20 protein-coding genes are annotated in these 17,779 nt (G+C 35.6%); 14 read left to right on the top strand and 6 right to left on the bottom strand.

All coding sequences use genetic code 11. From position 1 onward, the window contains the following. Positions 1-447 precede the first annotated feature (447 nt). Both BM201_RS17250 and BM201_RS17245 read right to left on the bottom strand, forming a co-directional pair. Positions 448-969 carry a DUF7935 family protein gene (locus BM201_RS17250; RefSeq protein WP_092544935.1) on the bottom strand — a complete coding sequence of 174 codons (522 nt, stop codon included), beginning with the start codon at positions 967-969 and terminating at the stop codon, positions 448-450. Positions 970-1,126: 157 nt separating this feature from the next. Next, positions 1,127-2,413, bottom strand: coding sequence for an amidohydrolase (locus BM201_RS17245; protein WP_092544933.1), 1,287 nt, complete (start codon positions 2,411-2,413; stop codon positions 1,127-1,129). A 171-nt stretch (positions 2,414-2,584) separates the two neighbouring features. Between BM201_RS17245 and BM201_RS17240 the strand changes: the two genes are divergently transcribed. From BM201_RS17240 to BM201_RS17230, 3 genes are all read left to right on the top strand, one after another. Then, complete coding sequence (locus tag BM201_RS17240) at positions 2,585-4,909, top strand: ATP-dependent helicase (RefSeq protein WP_092544930.1); 2,325 nt, start codon at positions 2,585-2,587, stop codon at positions 4,907-4,909. Between the two features lie 284 nt (positions 4,910-5,193). Continuing rightward, positions 5,194-5,406, top strand: coding sequence for a hypervirulence associated TUDOR domain-containing protein (locus tag BM201_RS17235; protein WP_092544942.1), 213 nt, complete (start codon positions 5,194-5,196; stop codon positions 5,404-5,406). Between the two features lie 2 nt (positions 5,407-5,408). Next, positions 5,409-6,029 carry an L-threonylcarbamoyladenylate synthase gene (locus tag BM201_RS17230; RefSeq protein WP_092544928.1) on the top strand — a complete coding sequence of 207 codons (621 nt, stop codon included), beginning with the start codon at positions 5,409-5,411 and terminating at the stop codon, positions 6,027-6,029. A 125-nt stretch (positions 6,030-6,154) separates the two neighbouring features. On the opposite strand, the gene BM201_RS17225 is transcribed toward BM201_RS17230, so the two are convergent. The 4 genes from BM201_RS17225 to BM201_RS17210 form a co-directional block, all read right to left on the bottom strand. Further along, positions 6,155-7,249 carry a hypothetical protein gene (locus tag BM201_RS17225; protein ID WP_092544926.1) on the bottom strand — a complete coding sequence of 365 codons (1,095 nt, stop codon included), beginning with the start codon at positions 7,247-7,249 and terminating at the stop codon, positions 6,155-6,157. Positions 7,250-7,541: 292 nt separating this feature from the next. Next, positions 7,542-8,387, bottom strand: coding sequence for an OmpA/MotB family protein (locus tag BM201_RS17220; RefSeq protein WP_092544924.1), 846 nt, complete (start codon positions 8,385-8,387; stop codon positions 7,542-7,544). A gap of 93 nt (positions 8,388-8,480) precedes the next feature. Further along, positions 8,481-9,476, bottom strand: coding sequence for a glycosyltransferase family 2 protein (locus BM201_RS17215; RefSeq protein ID WP_092544922.1), 996 nt, complete (start codon positions 9,474-9,476; stop codon positions 8,481-8,483). Continuing rightward, on the bottom strand, positions 9,477-9,926 hold the full coding sequence (locus BM201_RS17210; RefSeq protein WP_092544920.1) for a type I restriction enzyme HsdR N-terminal domain-containing protein: 450 nt from the start codon (positions 9,924-9,926) through the stop codon (positions 9,477-9,479). It lies immediately after the preceding gene. An 83-nt stretch (positions 9,927-10,009) separates the two neighbouring features. On the opposite strand from BM201_RS17210, the gene holA reads away from it, so the two are divergent. From holA to BM201_RS17155, 11 genes are all read left to right on the top strand, one after another. Next, positions 10,010-11,014 (top strand): DNA polymerase III subunit delta, encoded by a 1,005-nt coding sequence (gene holA, locus BM201_RS17205; protein WP_092544918.1) that lies wholly within the window; start codon positions 10,010-10,012, stop codon positions 11,012-11,014. Next, positions 11,015-11,917 (top strand): 1,4-dihydroxy-2-naphthoate octaprenyltransferase, encoded by a 903-nt coding sequence (menA, locus tag BM201_RS17200; RefSeq protein WP_092544916.1) that lies wholly within the window; start codon positions 11,015-11,017, stop codon positions 11,915-11,917. It abuts the gene before it with no gap. Positions 11,918-12,003: 86 nt separating this feature from the next. Beyond that, entirely contained in the window at positions 12,004-12,684 is a 681-nt protein-coding gene (locus tag BM201_RS17195) for a metal-dependent hydrolase (protein ID WP_092544914.1), read from the top strand. A 50-nt stretch (positions 12,685-12,734) separates the two neighbouring features. Further along, complete coding sequence (locus tag BM201_RS17190; protein WP_092544912.1) at positions 12,735-13,088, top strand: four helix bundle protein; 354 nt, start codon at positions 12,735-12,737, stop codon at positions 13,086-13,088. 90 nt (positions 13,089-13,178) lie between these two features. Further along, on the top strand, positions 13,179-14,213 hold the full coding sequence (locus tag BM201_RS17185) for an o-succinylbenzoate synthase (RefSeq protein ID WP_092544910.1): 1,035 nt from the start codon (positions 13,179-13,181) through the stop codon (positions 14,211-14,213). Positions 14,214-14,221: 8 nt separating this feature from the next. After that, positions 14,222-15,217, top strand: coding sequence for a CPBP family intramembrane glutamic endopeptidase (locus tag BM201_RS17180; protein WP_092544908.1), 996 nt, complete (start codon positions 14,222-14,224; stop codon positions 15,215-15,217). 78 nt (positions 15,218-15,295) lie between these two features. After that, complete coding sequence (locus BM201_RS17175; RefSeq protein WP_092544906.1) at positions 15,296-16,393, top strand: AMP-binding protein; 1,098 nt, start codon at positions 15,296-15,298, stop codon at positions 16,391-16,393. Between the two features lie 24 nt (positions 16,394-16,417). Further along, positions 16,418-16,780, top strand: coding sequence for a nuclear transport factor 2 family protein (locus tag BM201_RS17170; protein ID WP_092544904.1), 363 nt, complete (start codon positions 16,418-16,420; stop codon positions 16,778-16,780). 79 nt (positions 16,781-16,859) lie between these two features. Then, positions 16,860-17,255: a hypothetical protein gene (locus BM201_RS17165; protein WP_092544902.1), complete on the top strand. Its 396-nt coding sequence runs from the start codon at positions 16,860-16,862 to the stop codon at positions 17,253-17,255. After that, positions 17,255-17,455 (top strand): helix-turn-helix transcriptional regulator, encoded by a 201-nt coding sequence (locus BM201_RS17160; protein ID WP_092544900.1) that lies wholly within the window; start codon positions 17,255-17,257, stop codon positions 17,453-17,455. Before BM201_RS17165 ends, BM201_RS17160 begins: the two co-directional genes overlap by 1 nt. 64 nt (positions 17,456-17,519) lie before the next feature. Next, on the top strand, positions 17,520-17,738 hold the full coding sequence (locus BM201_RS17155) for a PLD nuclease N-terminal domain-containing protein (protein ID WP_084840021.1): 219 nt from the start codon (positions 17,520-17,522) through the stop codon (positions 17,736-17,738). The last annotated feature ends 41 nt before the right edge of the window (positions 17,739-17,779 follow it).

The following is a 17,779-nucleotide window of genomic DNA, read 5'->3' as shown; positions in this document are numbered from 1 at the left end:
GGCAATAATTAAAAATCAAACAAATTATAAAAACCGATTGGAATTGTCATAGAAATCGAAATGACATTTTTCAAATCCAAATTCAGCATTCAGCTTTCAAAACAAATTCGTAATCAAACTTTTTAAGTAATCCCAGTTACTGAATAGCGTGTAAAAAACTAAAAAGCTTAATCCCAGAACTAAGATATTTGGCTTTTCTTTTGATTTTTGAGTTTTGCTAGTCTTTGTCATAATTCTGAACTATGAATTTTAAATCTAATTTCGAAATATCGATTCTTATATTATTACTTTTTACTTGTTTGAAGTTCAATTAGATAAAATATAAAAACTTTAAAAATTAAAGCTCAAATTGTGAAATTTCAGGATCAATTTTCAAGCTGATCGCTAATTGCTGAAAGCTAACAGCTAAAAAACTTTAAACTGTGCACCGTTAACTGTTAACTTACATTACACAATCTCCTTCACCTCATTTTTAACGAATGTTAGTGCTGCAACGGTTGGTGCATCTTCATCCATCAAAATCGTGAGTACTTTTTCCTGAAGCATGGCTGCATTTTCAATAGTGTTATCTGCTGCGGTTTGTCTTATAAGTGATATTGTAGCATTTTTAGCTGTTTTTATATAATTCCAGCATTCATTTGAAATATAGATCTGCTGCGCTAAATTATGCTCAAATTCCTGGTCGATTGCACTAACCAAAGTATTTGAATATTGAATCTTGTCTGAAGTATTTGGCTTTATTCTTACTAATAGATTTCCAGGGGAAATTCGTTCTAAAAATAACACCATGCGCTCGTATGCCTGGAGTTTAAGAGGAAGTCCTGTTTTCTGATTTTCCTGGTGCAATAAAAATCGGCGTCTGCGATTCTCATTTTCAGAAAAGGTTTTAAAAAAGTAAAAAGCTACTGCGGCTACGATTATAGCCGGTAAAATATTATAAAGGATTTGCAATAAATCTAGATCGCTCATGCTGGTTTATTCTAAAAAAACGAAAGGTACTTTTTCTAAGTTAAACGTCAAAGTTAACTAAAAAGTACCTTTTAATATATTTTAGAATTATGCTTTCAAATAACTAAAATGAGCTCCAGGATCAAATTCAGCATGAAAAGAAATTCCTTAAATTTATTTATTGCGGTGGATCAAGATAATCTAGAGCCAATTGGGTCATTGCCTTCACGCCAAGGATCAATCCGCTTTCATCGATAAAGAAGTCGGGCGTATGATGCGGTGCCGGTTCTTCGCTATCCAAAGGTTGTCCGCCTAAAAAGAAATATAAACCGGGTACTTCTTCCTGAAAATATGAAAAGTCTTCACCACCAGTAGTGGCTTTAACCAGTTCTACATGATCTTCTCCGGCCACTTTTTGAAGGCTTGGTAACATTTGGTTAGTTAATGCAACATCATTATACGTAACTGCTGTGTTATTTTGGATTTCAATAGTTGCTTCACCACCATAGGCTTCAGCAAGTTTAGGCACCATTTCCTTCATTCGGCTTAAGATCTTCTCGCGCATTTTAGGCTCTAAAGTTCTCACTGTTCCTATCATTTCGGCACTTTCAGGAATAATATTAAAACGCACACCACTGGTAATTTTTCCAACGGTAATCACTGCAGCAGCGTCAATCAATTTAGAATCCCGACTAATAATCGTTTGTAAACCATCGATAATTTTTGCTGAAATAAGAATAGGATCGGTACCACTCCAAGGTTGCGAGCCATGTGTTTGTTTTCCTTTTACATTAATCACGAAACGTTCTACCGCAGCCATTGTACCTTCAGGTTTATAGCGAATGGTGCCAACGGGAGTTTCAGAATTAATATGTAAACCAAAGATGGCATCTACATCGGGACTTTTTAAAACACCTTCTTTGATCATTAATTTTGCGCCGCCTTCTTCACCTGGTGGTGGTCCTTCTTCAGCTGGTTGAAAAATGAATTTTATAGTTCCATGAATCTTGTCTTTGTTTTGCGCTAAAACTTCAGCAGCACCCATCAATATTGCGGTATGCGTATCATGACCGCAGGCATGCATCACTCCGGTTTGCGAGCCAAGAAATTCGGTAGTTACTTCAGATTTAAAAGGAAGATCATTCCTTTCGGTTACCGGTAAAGCATCAATATCGGCACGTAAAGCCACAACTTTGCCGGGATGATCGCCTTTCAGTAAAGCTACAACTCCGGTTTTTGCGATTTCGGTTTCGACTTCAAAACCTAAGTTTTTTAAATGTTTGGCGATTTTTTCAGCAGTTTCAAATTCGCGATTAGAAAGTTCGGGATGTTCATGGAAATCTCTTCGCCATTCGATCACTTTTTCTTCTACAGTAGCGATGTCTTCTTCAAGGTCTGCATCCATTTGTTGTCCGTAGCTAAAAGCGGAAAATAATAAGAGGGATAGATAGTAAACTTTCTTCATTGAAATTCGTTAAAAAGGGTTTGTATTTTTAGCTAAAAACTAGTTCTCTTAAAAATACTAAAAAATATAAACATTTAAAGCTTAGTATATCCCTGTTTAAAAGTATTAACAGGCGGAGTTTAGAAATTGATTCATTTTGGTTAAATTCACGCTTTTAAAATTTGAAGGAAATTGGAAGCTTATTTAGCCGAATTAAATGATGCCCAAAGGGCGCCAACATTGCAGATTGATGGTCCTATGATCGTAATTGCGGGAGCCGGTTCTGGTAAAACCCGTGTGCTTACGTATAGGATCTCATACATGATGAGTAAAGGGATCGATGCCTTTAATATTCTTGCGTTAACCTTTACCAATAAAGCGGCAAGAGAAATGCAGCATCGTATTTCGCAGATCGTAGGTAGGAGTGAAGCTAAAAATCTTTGGATGGGAACATTCCACTCGGTTTTTGCCAAGATTCTACGTTTTGAAGCCGATAAATTGGGCTATCCTTCTAATTTCACGATCTATGACACACAGGATTCGCAAAGTGTGATTAGGGCGATCATTAAGGATATGCAGCTGGATAAAGATGTTTATAAATATAAGCAGGTTTATAGCCGAATTTCATCTTACAAAAACAGTCTGATCACGGTAAAAGCCTATTTCAATAATCCTGAATTAATGGAGGCCGATGCGATGAGCAAAAAGCCAAGAATGGGTGATATTTACCAGGAATATGTACAGCGTTGTTTTAAAGCCGGCGCCATGGATTTTGATGATCTATTGCTGAAAACCAATGAGCTTTTAAACCGTTTTCCTGAAGTGCTTCAGAAATATCAGAATCGTTTTCGATATATTTTGGTGGATGAGTATCAGGATACCAATCACTCGCAATATTTGATCGTAAAAGCATTGTCTGATAAGTTTCAGAATATATGTGTGGTAGGGGACGATGCGCAGAGTATTTACGCGTTCCGTGGTGCGAACATTAATAACATTCTGAATTTCCAGAAAGATTACGAAGGCGTAGAAATGTACCGCTTGGAACAAAATTATCGTTCTACCGGAAATATTGTAAATGCAGCCAACTCGATAATCGATAAAAACCAGACCAAATTAGATAAAGTAGTTTGGACGGCGAATGACGACGGGCCAAAGATCGTGGTAAACCGGTTACTTACGGATGGTGAAGAAGGACGATTTGTAGCCAGTTCGATCTTTGAAAATAAGATGCAAAATCAAATGGCTAATGGCGATTTTGCTATTTTGTACCGTACCAATGCGCAGAGTAGGGCGATGGAGGATGCGTTACGGAAGAGGGATATTCCATACCGAATTTATGGAGGTTTGTCGTTCTACCAGCGTAAAGAGATTAAAGATGTGCTTTCCTACTTGCGATTATTGATCAACCCAAAAGATGAAGAAGCTTTGAAGCGTGTGATCAATTATCCTACGCGCGGGATTGGAGCCACAACGATGGACAGACTAAGTATCGCTGCAAATAAATATGGAAAATCGATCTTCGAAGTTTTAGAAAATCTGGATCATTTACCAGAACTTAAGATCACAAAAAGTACCAGGACCAAGCTGGACAATTTCGTAAATATGATCAAGCATTTTACAATTTTGGCTCAGAATGCCGATGCGTTTACTGTTGCAGATACGGTGACCAAAAAAACCGGACTCGTACAGGAACTTAAAAAAGATGGTACTCCAGATGGTATTGCAAGAATCGAGAATATCGAAGAGCTTTTAAACGGTATTAAGGATTTTGTGGAAGAGCAAAAAGAACTTGCCGATGCCAATGGATCTATAGCTGAATTTTTAGAAGATGTAGCGCTAGCCACCGATCTTGATAAAGATACTGAAGATGAAGACCGCGTGGCGCTTATGACGATTCACCTGGCGAAAGGATTGGAGTTTCCTTACGTTTATATTGTAGGTATGGAAGAAGATCTTTTCCCTTCAGCAATGAGTATGAACACCCGATCTGAACTTGAAGAAGAACGCCGCTTATTTTATGTTGCAGTAACTCGAGCTGAAAAACAGGCTTTCTTAACTTATACGCAAAGTAGATATCGTTGGGGAAAACTGGTAGATGCCGAGCCAAGCCGATTTATAGAAGAAATAGATGATAAGTTTTTGGATTATATGATTCCGCAGGATGATTATAAATACAAACCGCTTATCAATACCGATATTTTTGGAGATGAAGTTGATAAATCCAAACTTCGCCAAACAAAACCAAAAGCAGGAACGCCACCACCGGCGCATAAGCCAACAGAAGAACAGTTAAGGAAATTACGAAAACTAAGACCGGCAGCTTCAGAACCTGCAAAAGCCTCGAATGCAATTCAGCTTGAAGTTGGTAACGAAGTCGAGCATATGCGTTTTGGAAAAGGAAAAGTTTTAGGGATTGAAGGTGTAGGCCAAGATAAAAAAGCCGAGATCAATTTTGAAAATGGTGGTATTAAAAAGCTATTGCTAAGATTCGCTAAATTGAAGCTACTTTCTTAAAATTTGAGTATCCGCAATTCATAAGAATTTTAAATCTTTGTCATTCCGGACTTGATCCGGAATCTCATACGGTATTGAAAAACCAACCAAATATTGTGATGAGACCCTGAATCAAGTTCAGGGTGATCGAAACTCTTATGATGTATCGCGGATATACAAATTAAAATCCATTTTCAAAATTTACAAACACCATAAATTGCTAAATTTTACAAGGTTTTCGAGTTAAACTTGTGTTATTCAGAGCCGCGGAATGCGGCTTTCTTTTTATCTTCAAAAGAAAAAAGATGATTCAAAAAGGAAGTAACGTAAAATGGGACTGGGGAAATGGAACTGCTGAAGGTAAAGTAACCAAAACTTATACTGAAGAAGTTACAAAAACCATCGACGGTAGTGAAATCACCCGAAAAGGAGAACAAGGAAATAAAGCATTACTCATCGAACAGGAAGATGGCAGCAAAGTGTTGAAACTAGAAAAAGAAGTCGAAAAAGCTGATTAATAATGGCTGAAATTATACGTATTTATAATGAAAACCCGAATCCGCGTGAAATCGCGAAAGTCGTAAAAACTTTACGTAGCGGCGGACTCGTAATTTATCCTACCGATACGGTTTATGGTCTGGGCTGTGATATCACCAATAACTCGGCTTTAGAAAAGATCGCCCAGATAAAGGGAGTGAAATTGGAAAAAGCGAACTTCAGTTTTATTTGTCACGATCTAAGTAATCTTTCAGATTATGTTAAGCAAATAGATACTGCGACATTTAAAATTCTGAAGAGATGTTTACCCGGCCCATATACATTTATTTTACCTGGAAATAATAATCTACCAACGGTATTTAAGAAAAAGAAAACTGTAGGGATAAGAGTGCCAGATAATAATATTTGTCGCGCAATCGTAGAAGAACTGGGCAATCCAATAGTTTCAACCTCGATAAGAGACGAAGATGAAGTAATTGAATATACTACAGATCCAGAGTTGATTCAGGAAAAATGGGATAACCTGGTAGATATTGTGATCGATGGTGGATATGGTGATAATACCCCAAGTACCGTGATCGATTTAACTTCAGAAGAACCAGAAGTACTAAGAGAAGGAAAAGGAAGTTTGGAAATAATGTAAAACTAAAGCGTTTTAAAATTGAAAATCCTCGTTTATCCGGTGATTTTTCATATTTTAAAATGAAGAGAGTTTAAAATAAAAAGCCTCGCATCTGCGAGGCTTTTTATATATAAATGTGGTATCTGTTATAATATTTCATCGATATTTTCCACAAAATAGTCATGAGCTTCTTGCTGAGAAAGAATTTTCCCTTTTTTCTGAGCAGAGGCAGCCAGTTCATAACCAAGTCGGGAAGCTTCCATTCTTTGAAGCGGAGTTCCATGATGTCCACTACTACTAAAACTACAATCTCCAATCGCAAAAAATAGTTCAAAAAACTGTTCTACTCTTTTCCAATTATAGGTAGCTCCTCTTTTGTGAGTCATATAATAAGAAGCAAGAAAATCTGCTTCCAATTCAGTATATCTGGTAGCTTCCGCAGGATCATCTGCAGCTCCATTTGGATACCAGGATGAGGTATTATCAAATTGTATTTGATGCGCCCATTCGTGAGATAAAATACCAGTCCATACTATTTTTGAATCTATTCCGGTTTCAGATAACATCTGTACAATACCGTCACCAATTACGATTAGGTTATTAGTTACTGCAAATCCATCAGTCGCAAAAAACGGATTTTCGGGTAAATTAGGAGAAGCAGCATTAATAGCCAGGATTTGATCTGCGATCGCATAGGCATCTTCGCGAGTTTCTACATTTGCACCAACAATTTCATAAAGATCGGCAACTTTTTCTCGATCATTTAAAGTAGCTGTATGCTGCCCATTTAAGATAATTTCATCCTCCATGTCCCAAAATCTCTCGAGCTCTCTTTTTCGCTTAGACATAAAATTTGTATAGCTTCCATCTTCGCCAAAATATTGTTCGCTTCTATCAAAATAAGAATAGTAAAAATTCAGATCTAAGTAGAGTGAGTAATAAGTTAGTGCTAATTGATCCTGAACTATGGGTAAAATATAATCATTTTGTACTTCAGCAAATGCAGTGGGCGCGCATTCGCTAGGGCTTACCGCATCATTTGTAATTAAATCGCCCAGGTTTTCATTTACATCTGGTAATTCTTCTTTTAAACTAAAATCTGTGTTTACAGTATTATTGTTAACACTATAATTTAGCGTTTCGTAACTAGAGTTTTCCTCTTCGATCTTCTCGCTTTCACAAGAAAATACAAATGCTAATGCAGCCAGAAGGCTTAGGCCACGGAGTTTGTTTCGTTTCATCAAAAATTGTTAAGTTGTTAAGAAAAGTTTAAAATATGCATAATTTTAGATTTGATCAAAAATTATAGTTCACAATTTAATTATGTATTAATAATTTATGATTTGTAAATGAATGATGAAATTTGTTTAAACTAACTTTTTATAATGGCATTCGTTGGTTCCATTTAGACTTGAATCAGGATATTGAAGATGTATTTTCCAAAAAATTATAAGTTTTGGTTTAATACAGTAAATAAAAAAGCCTCGCATTTGCGAGGCTTTTTTCGATATATAAGATATATCTTTTATTTTCTTAGTTTGAAGCTTTAGAAGCTTGCTCCATACCTTCTTCGATCATTCCGTAGAATTGATCTAGTTTAGGAAGAACTACGATTCTTGTTCTTCTGTTTCTAGCACGACCTTCAGCAGTATCGTTAGAAGCAACTGGCATGTAGTAAGATCTACCTGCAGCTGTCATACGCTTAGGATCAACATCAAATTCGTCTTGTAAAATTCTAACTACAGAAGTAGCTCTTTTTACAGATAGATCCCAGTTATCCTGGAACATAGAAGTAGAAATAGATTTGTCATCTGTATGACCTTCTACCATAAACTCGATGTCTGGCTTGTTTTTAATAACTGTAGCAACTTTTCCTAGAACTTCTTTAGCTCTGCTTGTTACGTTATAACGACCACTGTCGAATAATAATTTATCTGAAATAGAAACGTAAACAACACCTTTCTCAACATTGATTTCGATGTCTTCGTCGTTCATGTTTCCAATAGCTCCTTTTAAGCTGGTTACAAGAGCTAAAGTAACAGAGTCTTTTTTATTGATCGCATCTCTCATGCTCTTAATAGCAAGATCTTTTTCTTTGATGCTCTCTAATGAACGCTCTAAGTTCTCTGCTTCTTTCTTAGAAAGTGTAGCAAGATCACCAACGTTGTTTAATAACGCCGCGTTTGTATTGTTAAGAACTTTAATTCTCTCTGTCATTTCGGTTTTATCCTCAAGACAAGCATTTAATTTTACAGTGGCGGTATTAAGCTGGTCCTGAGTTTCTTTTTGTTTTGCTTCAAGTTCAGCGTATTTCTTGTTTGAAACACATGAAGAAAGCAAAATAGCCGCAGAGGCTGATAAAAGCATGATTTTTTTCATAACTTATTGTAATTATTGTTAATGTTAGATTTTCCAAAAGTATCAAAAAAATATAAAGCTTAAAAGTAGTATTAACAATACTTTAGATAGACTTTATATTAAATTTTTATATGTCGATTTTTTCAATGCAAAATATTCAAAAACGACAGATTTTACATCAAAGTATTTAATTTTAGAGGTTTTTTCAATCCTTTTTTTATTCATTTTTGAAAAATTGGCGTAAAAAGCAGCATGCGCTTTCAAAACTGCCGAAAAATGACCAAAATCACCTTGAAAAAGGAATTTTAGTCCGGCAATACCGTCTAAAACCATTCTTTGCAACACAATTTTACGCATTTTTTCTTTAGGAAGGTTCTTAACCAGCATAAAAAGACTATTTCTAAAATTAAAAAAGGTCTTTTTAGGGTTCATTTTATTTAAAGTAGCCCCTCCAACGTGATAAACGCAAGATTTGCCGGTGTATTTTATATGATAACCAAGATTTTTTATTCTCCAGCAGAGGTCGATCTCTTCCTGGTGGGCAAAGAAATCTTCGTCAAAACCTCCAAGTTCTTTAAAAACAGTGTTTTTTACCGCTAAGCAGGCTCCAGATGCCCAAAAAATCTCAGTTTCGTCATCATACTGCCCTTTATCTTCTTCGATGGTTTCAAAAATTCTGCCGCGGCAAAATGGATAACCAAATTTATCGATAAATCCGCCTGCTGCCCCGGCATATTCAAAAAAAGATTTGTTCTTGAAGTCTAAAATTTTTGGCTGTACCGCAGCAGTCTTAGAATCTTTGCTGAAAACCTCCAATATCGGCTTAAGCCAGTCTTTGGTGACTTCAATATCGCTATTTAATAGGATTAAGATGTCTTCGGAAAGATGCTTCAGTGCATCATTGTAGCCTTTAGCATAACCACCGTTTTCTTTATTCTGAATGATCTTAACTTCAGGATAATTGTTCCGCAGAAAATTTATCGAATCGTCACTTGAAGCATTATCGGCAATATAAATATTGGCTTCCGTAGAAAATTGAGTGACCGATGGTAAAAATTGCTTCAGCAAGTCTTTTCCATTCCAATTTAAGATAACAACTGCTACTGTCATTTAAGCCAATTTATAAGCCGGGATTTCTGGTAGAAACTCATATTCCCCAGCTTCATAATTCATTTTACAGTAATAATGGGATAATCCATTGGTGACCATTAAAAAATCTGCATCTAAGGTCATATTGTACTGCGCGATTTGATCGAAAACATTTTGGGTAATTTTTATATGTGGCGCTTTACATTCTACAATTAAATGAATGCTGCCATCGCTATTGTAAACCACAACGTCGTATCGCTTTGTTAGTTTGCCTAGTTTCAGTTGTTTTTCAACATTAATAAGGCTTTTGGGAAATTCTTTTTCCTGAATTAAGAATTGTGTACAGTGTTGTCGCACCCATTCTTCAGGAGTAAGAATGATAAATTTTTTCCTGAGTTCGTCGAAAACAGCTATTTTATTTTGACTATTTTTGAACCTGAAATTATATTTTGGAAAATTAAGGTCGATCATAGACCTCAAAAATACTAAAGAATACAACATCCAAAAGCCTTTAAGGATAAAACTAATTTCAGCCTAAATAGATTCTTTTCTGCATGGACGACGCAAAGCAAATTGTGACCGATATTAAAAATGGAAAAATAGCTCCTATCTATCTTTTGATGGGAGACGAGCCTTATTTTGTAGATAAGGTAGCCGATTATATCGAGGATCATTTACTGAGAGAAGACGAAAAAGGTTTTAACCAGATCATTATGTATGGTCGCGATACCAATGTAGATGAAATCGTTGGAAATGCGAAGCGTTATCCTATGATGGCAGAGCGGCAGGTGGTGATTGTAAAAGAAGCTCAGGATCTTGCCAGAACTATCGATAAACTCAGTGATTATGCTGAAAACCCGCAACCAACAACGGTTTTGGTGCTTTGCTATAAGCATAAAACGCTGGATAAGCGTAAAAAGGTTTATAAAACGATAAAGAAAAGCGGGATTATTCTAGATAGCAAAAAGCTTTATGAAAATCAGGTTTCAGATTGGATCGTTCGGAATTTAAAATCGAGAGGACTGGGGATTTCTCCAAAAGCTTCGCAAATGCTGGTAGAATTTTTAGGAACAGATTTAGGGAAGATCGATAATGAGTTACAGAAACTTCAATTGGTTTGTGAAAAGGGCACTGAAGTTACGCCAGAGCTTATCGAACAAAATATAGGAATTAGTAAAGATTTCAACAATTTTGAGTTACGTAAAGCCGTAGGTTTAAAAGACGAGGTAAAAGCACATCGCATTATCAATTATTTTTCGCAAAATCCAAAGGATAATCCACTTGTGGTGACGATATCGCTTTTATTCTCTTATTTCTCGCAGTTGCTACAATATCATGGTTTGCCCGATAAATCGAAGATGAATGTGGCAAAACAGCTAAAAGTGAATCCATATTTTGTGAACGATTACACCGTAGCTGCCAGAAATTATCCTATGAAAAAAGTGAGTTACGCTATTAATGTTTTGCAGGAAGCCGATGTGAAGAGTAAAGGAGTTGGAGCAGTAAATTTATCTTCTGGAGATCTTTTAAAGGAAGTTTTGGTTAAAATAATGCGTTAAATGAAAAAAATTAATTCCTGGGTAAATGCTGCCCGATTACGAACTTTACCTTTATCAATTTCAGGGATTTTAGTAGGCAGTACCATTGCAGCTCAGCAGGGATATTTTAGCTTGGGGATTTTCTCTTTGGCACTTGCTACAACTTTAGGGCTTCAGGTGTTATCTAATTTTGCAAACGATTATGGAGACGGCGTAAAAGGAACCGATAACGACGAACGTATTGGGCCGCAACGTGCGATTCAAAGCGGATTGATAACGCATTCAGAAATGAAAACGGGGATTATCTTAACTTCGATAATTACTCTTATTCTGGCAGTCTGTCTTATCTACGCTTCTTTTGGTCGCGAGAATTTCTTGTATAGTTTAATTTTTATGGTTTTGGGTGTGGCTTCTGTTGTTGCCGCTATAAAATATACAGTGGGAAATTCGGCTTATGGTTATCGCGGATTAGGAGATATATTTGTTTTTATTTTCTTCGGAATTGTTGCCGTATTTGGATCATTCTTTCTTTATGTAAATGATTTTGACTGGGCGGTGTTAATGCCGGCTGCAGCTATTGGATTTTTAAGTGCAGGAGTGCTTAATCTAAATAACATGCGTGACAGAGTTCCAGATGAAAAATCTGGGAAAATGACACTGGCTGTAAAATTAGGCGAAAAGGGCGCCAAAGCTTATCATTACTTTTTGATCATTGGTGCGATCTTGCTTATGGCGGTTTACTCGGCTTTGGTTTTTGAAGGCTGGGATGATATTGTATTTTATGTTGCTTTTATTCCGCTTGTGCTTCACTTAAAACGAGTAATGCAAAATGAGTCTCCGGCTTTACTGGATCCAGAGTTAAAAGTATTGGCTTTATCTACTTTTGCACTATCACTTTTGTTTGGTTTAGGTCAGGTTTTTTAAGCTGAAGTTTAACAAAATTATAGAATTCTAAATTCTTATTCTGCTGGCATCAATTAGTATTTTAGGTGCAACTCAAAAAAATTATTATGGAACTTACATTTTACGGCCAAAATTGCCTTGGTCTTACGATAGGAGATATTAATATTTTGGTAGATCCTTTTATAACCGGAAATGAAAATGCAAAGGATAAGATCAATTTAAAGGATATAAAAGCAGATTATATTTTAGTGACACACGCGCATCAGGATCATGTATTAGATGTAGAAACTGTGGCGAAAAATACAGATGCGGTGATCGTTAGTAATGCTGAAATTGCTTCATATTATGAAGATAAAGGATTTACGGTACACCCAATGAATCACGGCGGAAGCTGGCAATTTGAATTCGGGAAAGTGAAATATGTACAGGCATGGCATAGCAGTACATTTCCAGATGGTGCTTCTGGTGGAGTGCCAGGAGGATTTGTAATTCAAACCGGAGAAAAGAATTTATATATCGCTGGAGATACTGCTTTAAGTATGGATATGAAATTAATTCCGTTATTTACAAAACTTGATCTGGCGGTATTACCAATCGGAGACAATTTTACCATGGGACCAGATGAAGCCGTAATTGCGAGTGATTTTATAGAATGTGACCGAATTTTAGGTTGTCACTACGATACTTTTGGTTATATCGAAATCGATCATGCTGAAGCCAAAAAGAAATTCGCCGATAAAGGAAAAGAATTATTATTACTCGATATAGGAGAGAAATTAAGTGTTTAATTTTAGAGAATATTGGATTATTAGTAGATTAGAATGTTAGATTTTTAGATATGCATAAATTTAAAGACTTACGAGTTTGGCAACAAAGCCGATTGTTTTGTAAGTCTGTTTATTTAGCTACTAAGAACTTTCCAGAGGATGAGCGTTATGGGATAACCTCGCAAATGAGAAGAGCAGTCATCTCAATTCCATCTAACATTGCTGAAGGTGCCTCAAGAAAATCTAATAGAGATTTTTCAAGATTTTTAGAGATTGCATTAGGTTCATGTTACGAGTTAGAAACGCAATTAATCATTGCAAACGATCTTAGTTTTTTAGATTTGAAAAAATTTGAAGAACTTTCGAGTAAATTGGATGAGATTATAAAAATGACTTCAAAACTTAGAACCACATTAAGCTCTTAATCAGAGATTAAAATTTATTCAAAATTCTAACATTTATGGCCTTTTAGTTTACCAATAATCTAAAATACAAACAGACTAAATACTAAGCAGTTGCAAGCAACTTACAAAAAGCATATTTTAAATTTTAAACGCCCCAGCGGAACTTCGCGGGGCGTTCTTACTGTTAAGGAAAGCTGGTTTATCAAAATCGAAGATGGTGATAATTTTGGTTATGGCGAATGCGGAATCTTACGCGGTTTAAGCATAGACGATCGTCCAGATTATGAAGAAAAGCTGAAATGGGCTTGTGAAAATATTCATTTGGGTAAAGTTGCACTTTGGGAGCAATTAATCAAATTTCCAAGTATTCAGTTTGGGATCGAAATGGCTTTTAAGTCTCTCGAGAATGAAAATGAATTCGAATTATTTCCTTCAGCATTTACAAAAGGAGAGGAGGCTATTGCGATAAACGGACTCATTTGGATGGGAGAAAAAGATTTCATGAAATCTCAGATTGAAGATAAATTAAAGTCGGGTTTCAACTGTATAAAAATGAAGATCGGAGCCATCGATTTTGATACTGAAATTGAATTGCTGAAGTATATCCGATCCCAATATTCCGCAGAAGAAATTGAACTCCGTGTTGATGCTAACGGTGCTTTCGACCCAAAGAATGCATTACAAAAACTGAAGCGTTTAAGTGAATTAGAACTTCACAGTATCGAACAACCCATAAAACAGGGAAATTGGGAAGAAATGGCGAGACTTTGCGCTGAAACTCCGCTTCCCATTGCTTTAGACGAAGAGTTGATAGGTGTCTTTGATGTAACAAATAAGAAAAAATTACTACAAACCATACAACCTCAATATTTGATATTTAAACCAAGTCTTATTGGTGGATTTAAAGGAACTCAGCAATGGATCGACTTAGCTGAAACGAATAATATTGGCTGGTGGGATACAAGTGCTTTAGAGAGCAATATTGGTTTAAATGCTATTTCTCAATTTACTTACGAGAAAAATGTAACGATGCCCCAGGGATTAGGAACGGGAAGTTTATACACCAATAATATTGAGAGTCCGTTAGAGGTAAAAGATGGTAAGATTAGTTATAATCCTAATTTAAACTGGGATTTTAAATTTTAAAAACACAAATGTATATAGAACAGGCTTTTAAAGGTAAGAGTAGCGGTGCAAGATATTTATTTGGTACTATAGCAGTTTTTTTCAGTTGGATTTGTTTACAGATTATTCCATTCTTTGTAGCCCTAGTCCTTAAATACGGATATAATGAAGAGATGATAGCTATTTTTATTGATCAAAACCGAATGATGACCGATTTTAGTAGCAACATAACCTTTTTCTTAATGCTTTTTGGTTTCGCGTTGTCGCTATTCGTATTCTTCTTACTGTATAAGGCGATTCATAAAAATAGTATCACTAACCTTACAACAAGTAGGACAAAGATAGATTGGGGTAGATTTTGGTTTTCATTTTCTATCATAGCCATTTTAAATATAGTTTTGATTTTAGTAGATTATTTTTTCCTAAGTCCCGATGATTACATATTTAATTTCAAACTGGTTCCTTTTCTTGTCTTAGCGATTATTGCAATTTTATTTGTACCACTGCAAACAAGTTTCGAAGAATACTTCTTTAGAGGATATTTGATGCAGGGAATTGGTATAAAAACCGGTTATCGCTGGATTCCTTTACTAATTACTTCTTTTATTTTTGGAGCAATGCATTATGCAAATCCAGAAGTTACACAAATGGGAGACTTGGTTATGGTTTCGTATTTTGGGACTGCTTTAATGCTTGGTATAATGACGCTGATGGATGAAGGATTAGAACTTTCTTTAGGTTTTCATGCAGCAAACAATATGGTTGCTGCCTTATTGGTAACAGCAGATTGGACGGCTTTTAATACAGAATCTATTTTTCGTGATGTTTCCAGCCCTGTTGCCGGTTGGGATGTTTGGGTAAGTGTATTGGTGATTTATCCATTGATCTTATTGGTCTATGCCAAGCGATATAACTGGGAAAACTGGGGAAATCGACTTTTCGGAAAAGTAGAAAAACCTAAAGTTGTTGAAACTTATGGTGTTGCTGATATTGAAGATTTATCAGAAATTAGGGAAGATTACTAAAAATTAGCTATTTTTAAATTTATAATAGCAATTTAATAACTTAGCTTAGTCAGATTTCAAACATATTTGGAGAGCAATATGGCAGACTACTATAAGGTTCCGGAGACGCATCCTCATTTTAAGCTGAATAAGCAACACTTCAGTAACGCTGAGCTGCGACAGCATGCCTTTCATTTTATAAAGGAAGGCGAAGCTTATGAAGAAGAGGTTGGAAACTTTCTCCTGGAATGGCTGAAACCACAGGATTTTGTTGAAGTGAAAACTTCAGGATCTACAGGAACTCCAAAAACCATTCAACTTAAAAAAGAATACATGGTCAATTCGGCCCTAGCCACGTGCAAATATTTTGATCTTCCAGACCACACTACAGCTTTGTTATGTTTGCCGGCTACCTATATCGCTGGTAAAATGATGATCATTAGAGCGATCGTCTGCGGTTGGCAGCTGGATCTTGTTCCGCCATCTTCCACGCCTTTGGACCAGGTTTTTAAGATTTATGACTTTTGCGCCATGACGCCTTTTCAACTGGATAATTCGGTTGCGCGTTTACATTTGGTCAAGAAACTGATCGTTGGTGGAGGTGCCATGTCGCTTAGATTGCAAAAAATGGTAAAAGAGGTGAATACCAAAGTTTATGAAACTTATGGAATGACAGAGACGATCACTCATATTGCCGCTAGACGAATTAATCCTACTAAGAAAAAGAAACAATCCAGGCCTTTTAAGGTGCTTCCCAATATTAATATTAGTAAGGACGATCGTGGTTGTTTGGTAATTAAAGCACCAAATCTTTCAGATGAGGTAATTATTACGAATGATGTTGTTGATATTCTAACCTATAAAAAATTCCATTGGAAAGGCCGTATCGATAATGTAATTAATAGCGGCGGAGTAAAATTGCATCCTGAAGAAATTGAAAAAAAACTGGGTAAAATTATCGATTCTCGCTTTTTTATAACCTCGATTCCAGATGATGCTTTGGGAGATAAACTGGTGCTGTTTATTGAAGCCGCTTTTTCTGAAGAAGGTTTAGCTGAAATGAAAGAAAGCATATCCAGTCTAAAATCTTTGGAAAAATTTGAGCACCCAAAAAAGATCTATTTTGTTGAAAAATTCGAGGAAACTTCCAGCGGAAAAATTCATAGGGATAATACACTAAAAAGCAGGGTAAATTGACCCTCAGAAAATCAATTTTCAAAAATGACGAATAAGGAAATTGCCGTACTCTTTTTGAAAACGGTAGGAATGGGTGCTGTGGATAAAGGATTTTCTGCTTTTGTAAGTGCAGATTTTATACATCATAATCAATACTTTAAAGGTGATCGACAATCTTTGATTGATGCTATGAAGCAGGATCATCAAAACAATCCCAATCAGGCAATTACGCCGCAGCAGGTTTTGGCAGATAAAGATAAGGTAGTGGTACATTCTTTAGTTGAGAAAGCAGACATGCAAATTGCCGTTGTACACATTTTTAGATTTTCTGGAGATAAAATTGTAGAGCTTTGGGATTTAGGCCAGGTAATCGAAGAGAATTCCCCAAATCAAAATGGTTTATTTTAAGTAGTAATTTAATAAGTTCAAAATTTGATAATTCTGAAATGTAAAGTATTTTTGTCATTTAGGCTTAAATTCTTTACAAATGGAAAATACACATCTCAAATTACTTCCGCATAAATTTAAAATAGTTGGATATGTTTTATTAGTGATTGCAATACTACTTTTTGGAATTGTGATCACAGAAATTATTTCCGTAGAAAAAGAAATTACAAAGAATATATTTTTTGATCTGATATTAATTGCTTTTTTAATATTGGCGCTTTCAAAAGGAAAAATAGAAGATGAACGTAGTATGAAATTAAGATTGGTTGCTTTTGCTGCTACTTTTTTATACGGAGTTGGCTTTATCGTGATAGGTCCTTTTGTAAGTATTTTATTTCACGGAAGTTTTGAAATCGATATCCATGCTCATCAGCTGCTCTTTACCATGTTTTTATGGTATTTTGGTGTTTTCTACTTTATGAAAAAGTTCAATTAATGAAGAATTCGATAAAAGTTGAACGCGCCAAAAAGGATATGACTCAGGAGGATTTAGCGAAATTGCTCGGCGTTTCCCGACAAACGGTAAATTCTATGGAAAAAAATAGATACGCTCCTTCTACAATTTTGGCTTTAAAGCTTTCCGAGATTTTTAAATGTTCGGTTAATGAAATTTTTCAGCTGGAAGAAACAGATTAGCAATTTTTCGTCAAAATGACTTTTTTTAGATCAAAAACGTTAGATTTATAAAAAAATCAATCATATGCTACATCAAATCTTTGCCATTGGCGCCCCGCAAATCATTCTCATCTTAATTACCTGTTTATTTGCGTTATTATTCCCTTTGTTGGCGATAATCGATATTGTAAGAAACGATTTTAAAGGAAACGATAAGATCGTTTGGTTACTTGTTGTGATCTTTTTCAGTTTTTTCGGGACCTTGCTGTATTTTATAATGGGTAGGAAACAACGACTCACATAAAACTTAAAAATAAAGCCTGAAATTATCGAATTTCAGGCTTT

The organism is Zunongwangia mangrovi (genome assembly GCF_900112105.1).
In the GTDB taxonomy this organism is placed as follows: Bacteria; Bacteroidota; Bacteroidia; order Flavobacteriales; family Flavobacteriaceae; genus Zunongwangia; species Zunongwangia mangrovi.
The sequence above is the reverse complement of the archived record's forward strand: the minus strand, read 5'-3'. Positions and strand labels throughout refer to the sequence as shown.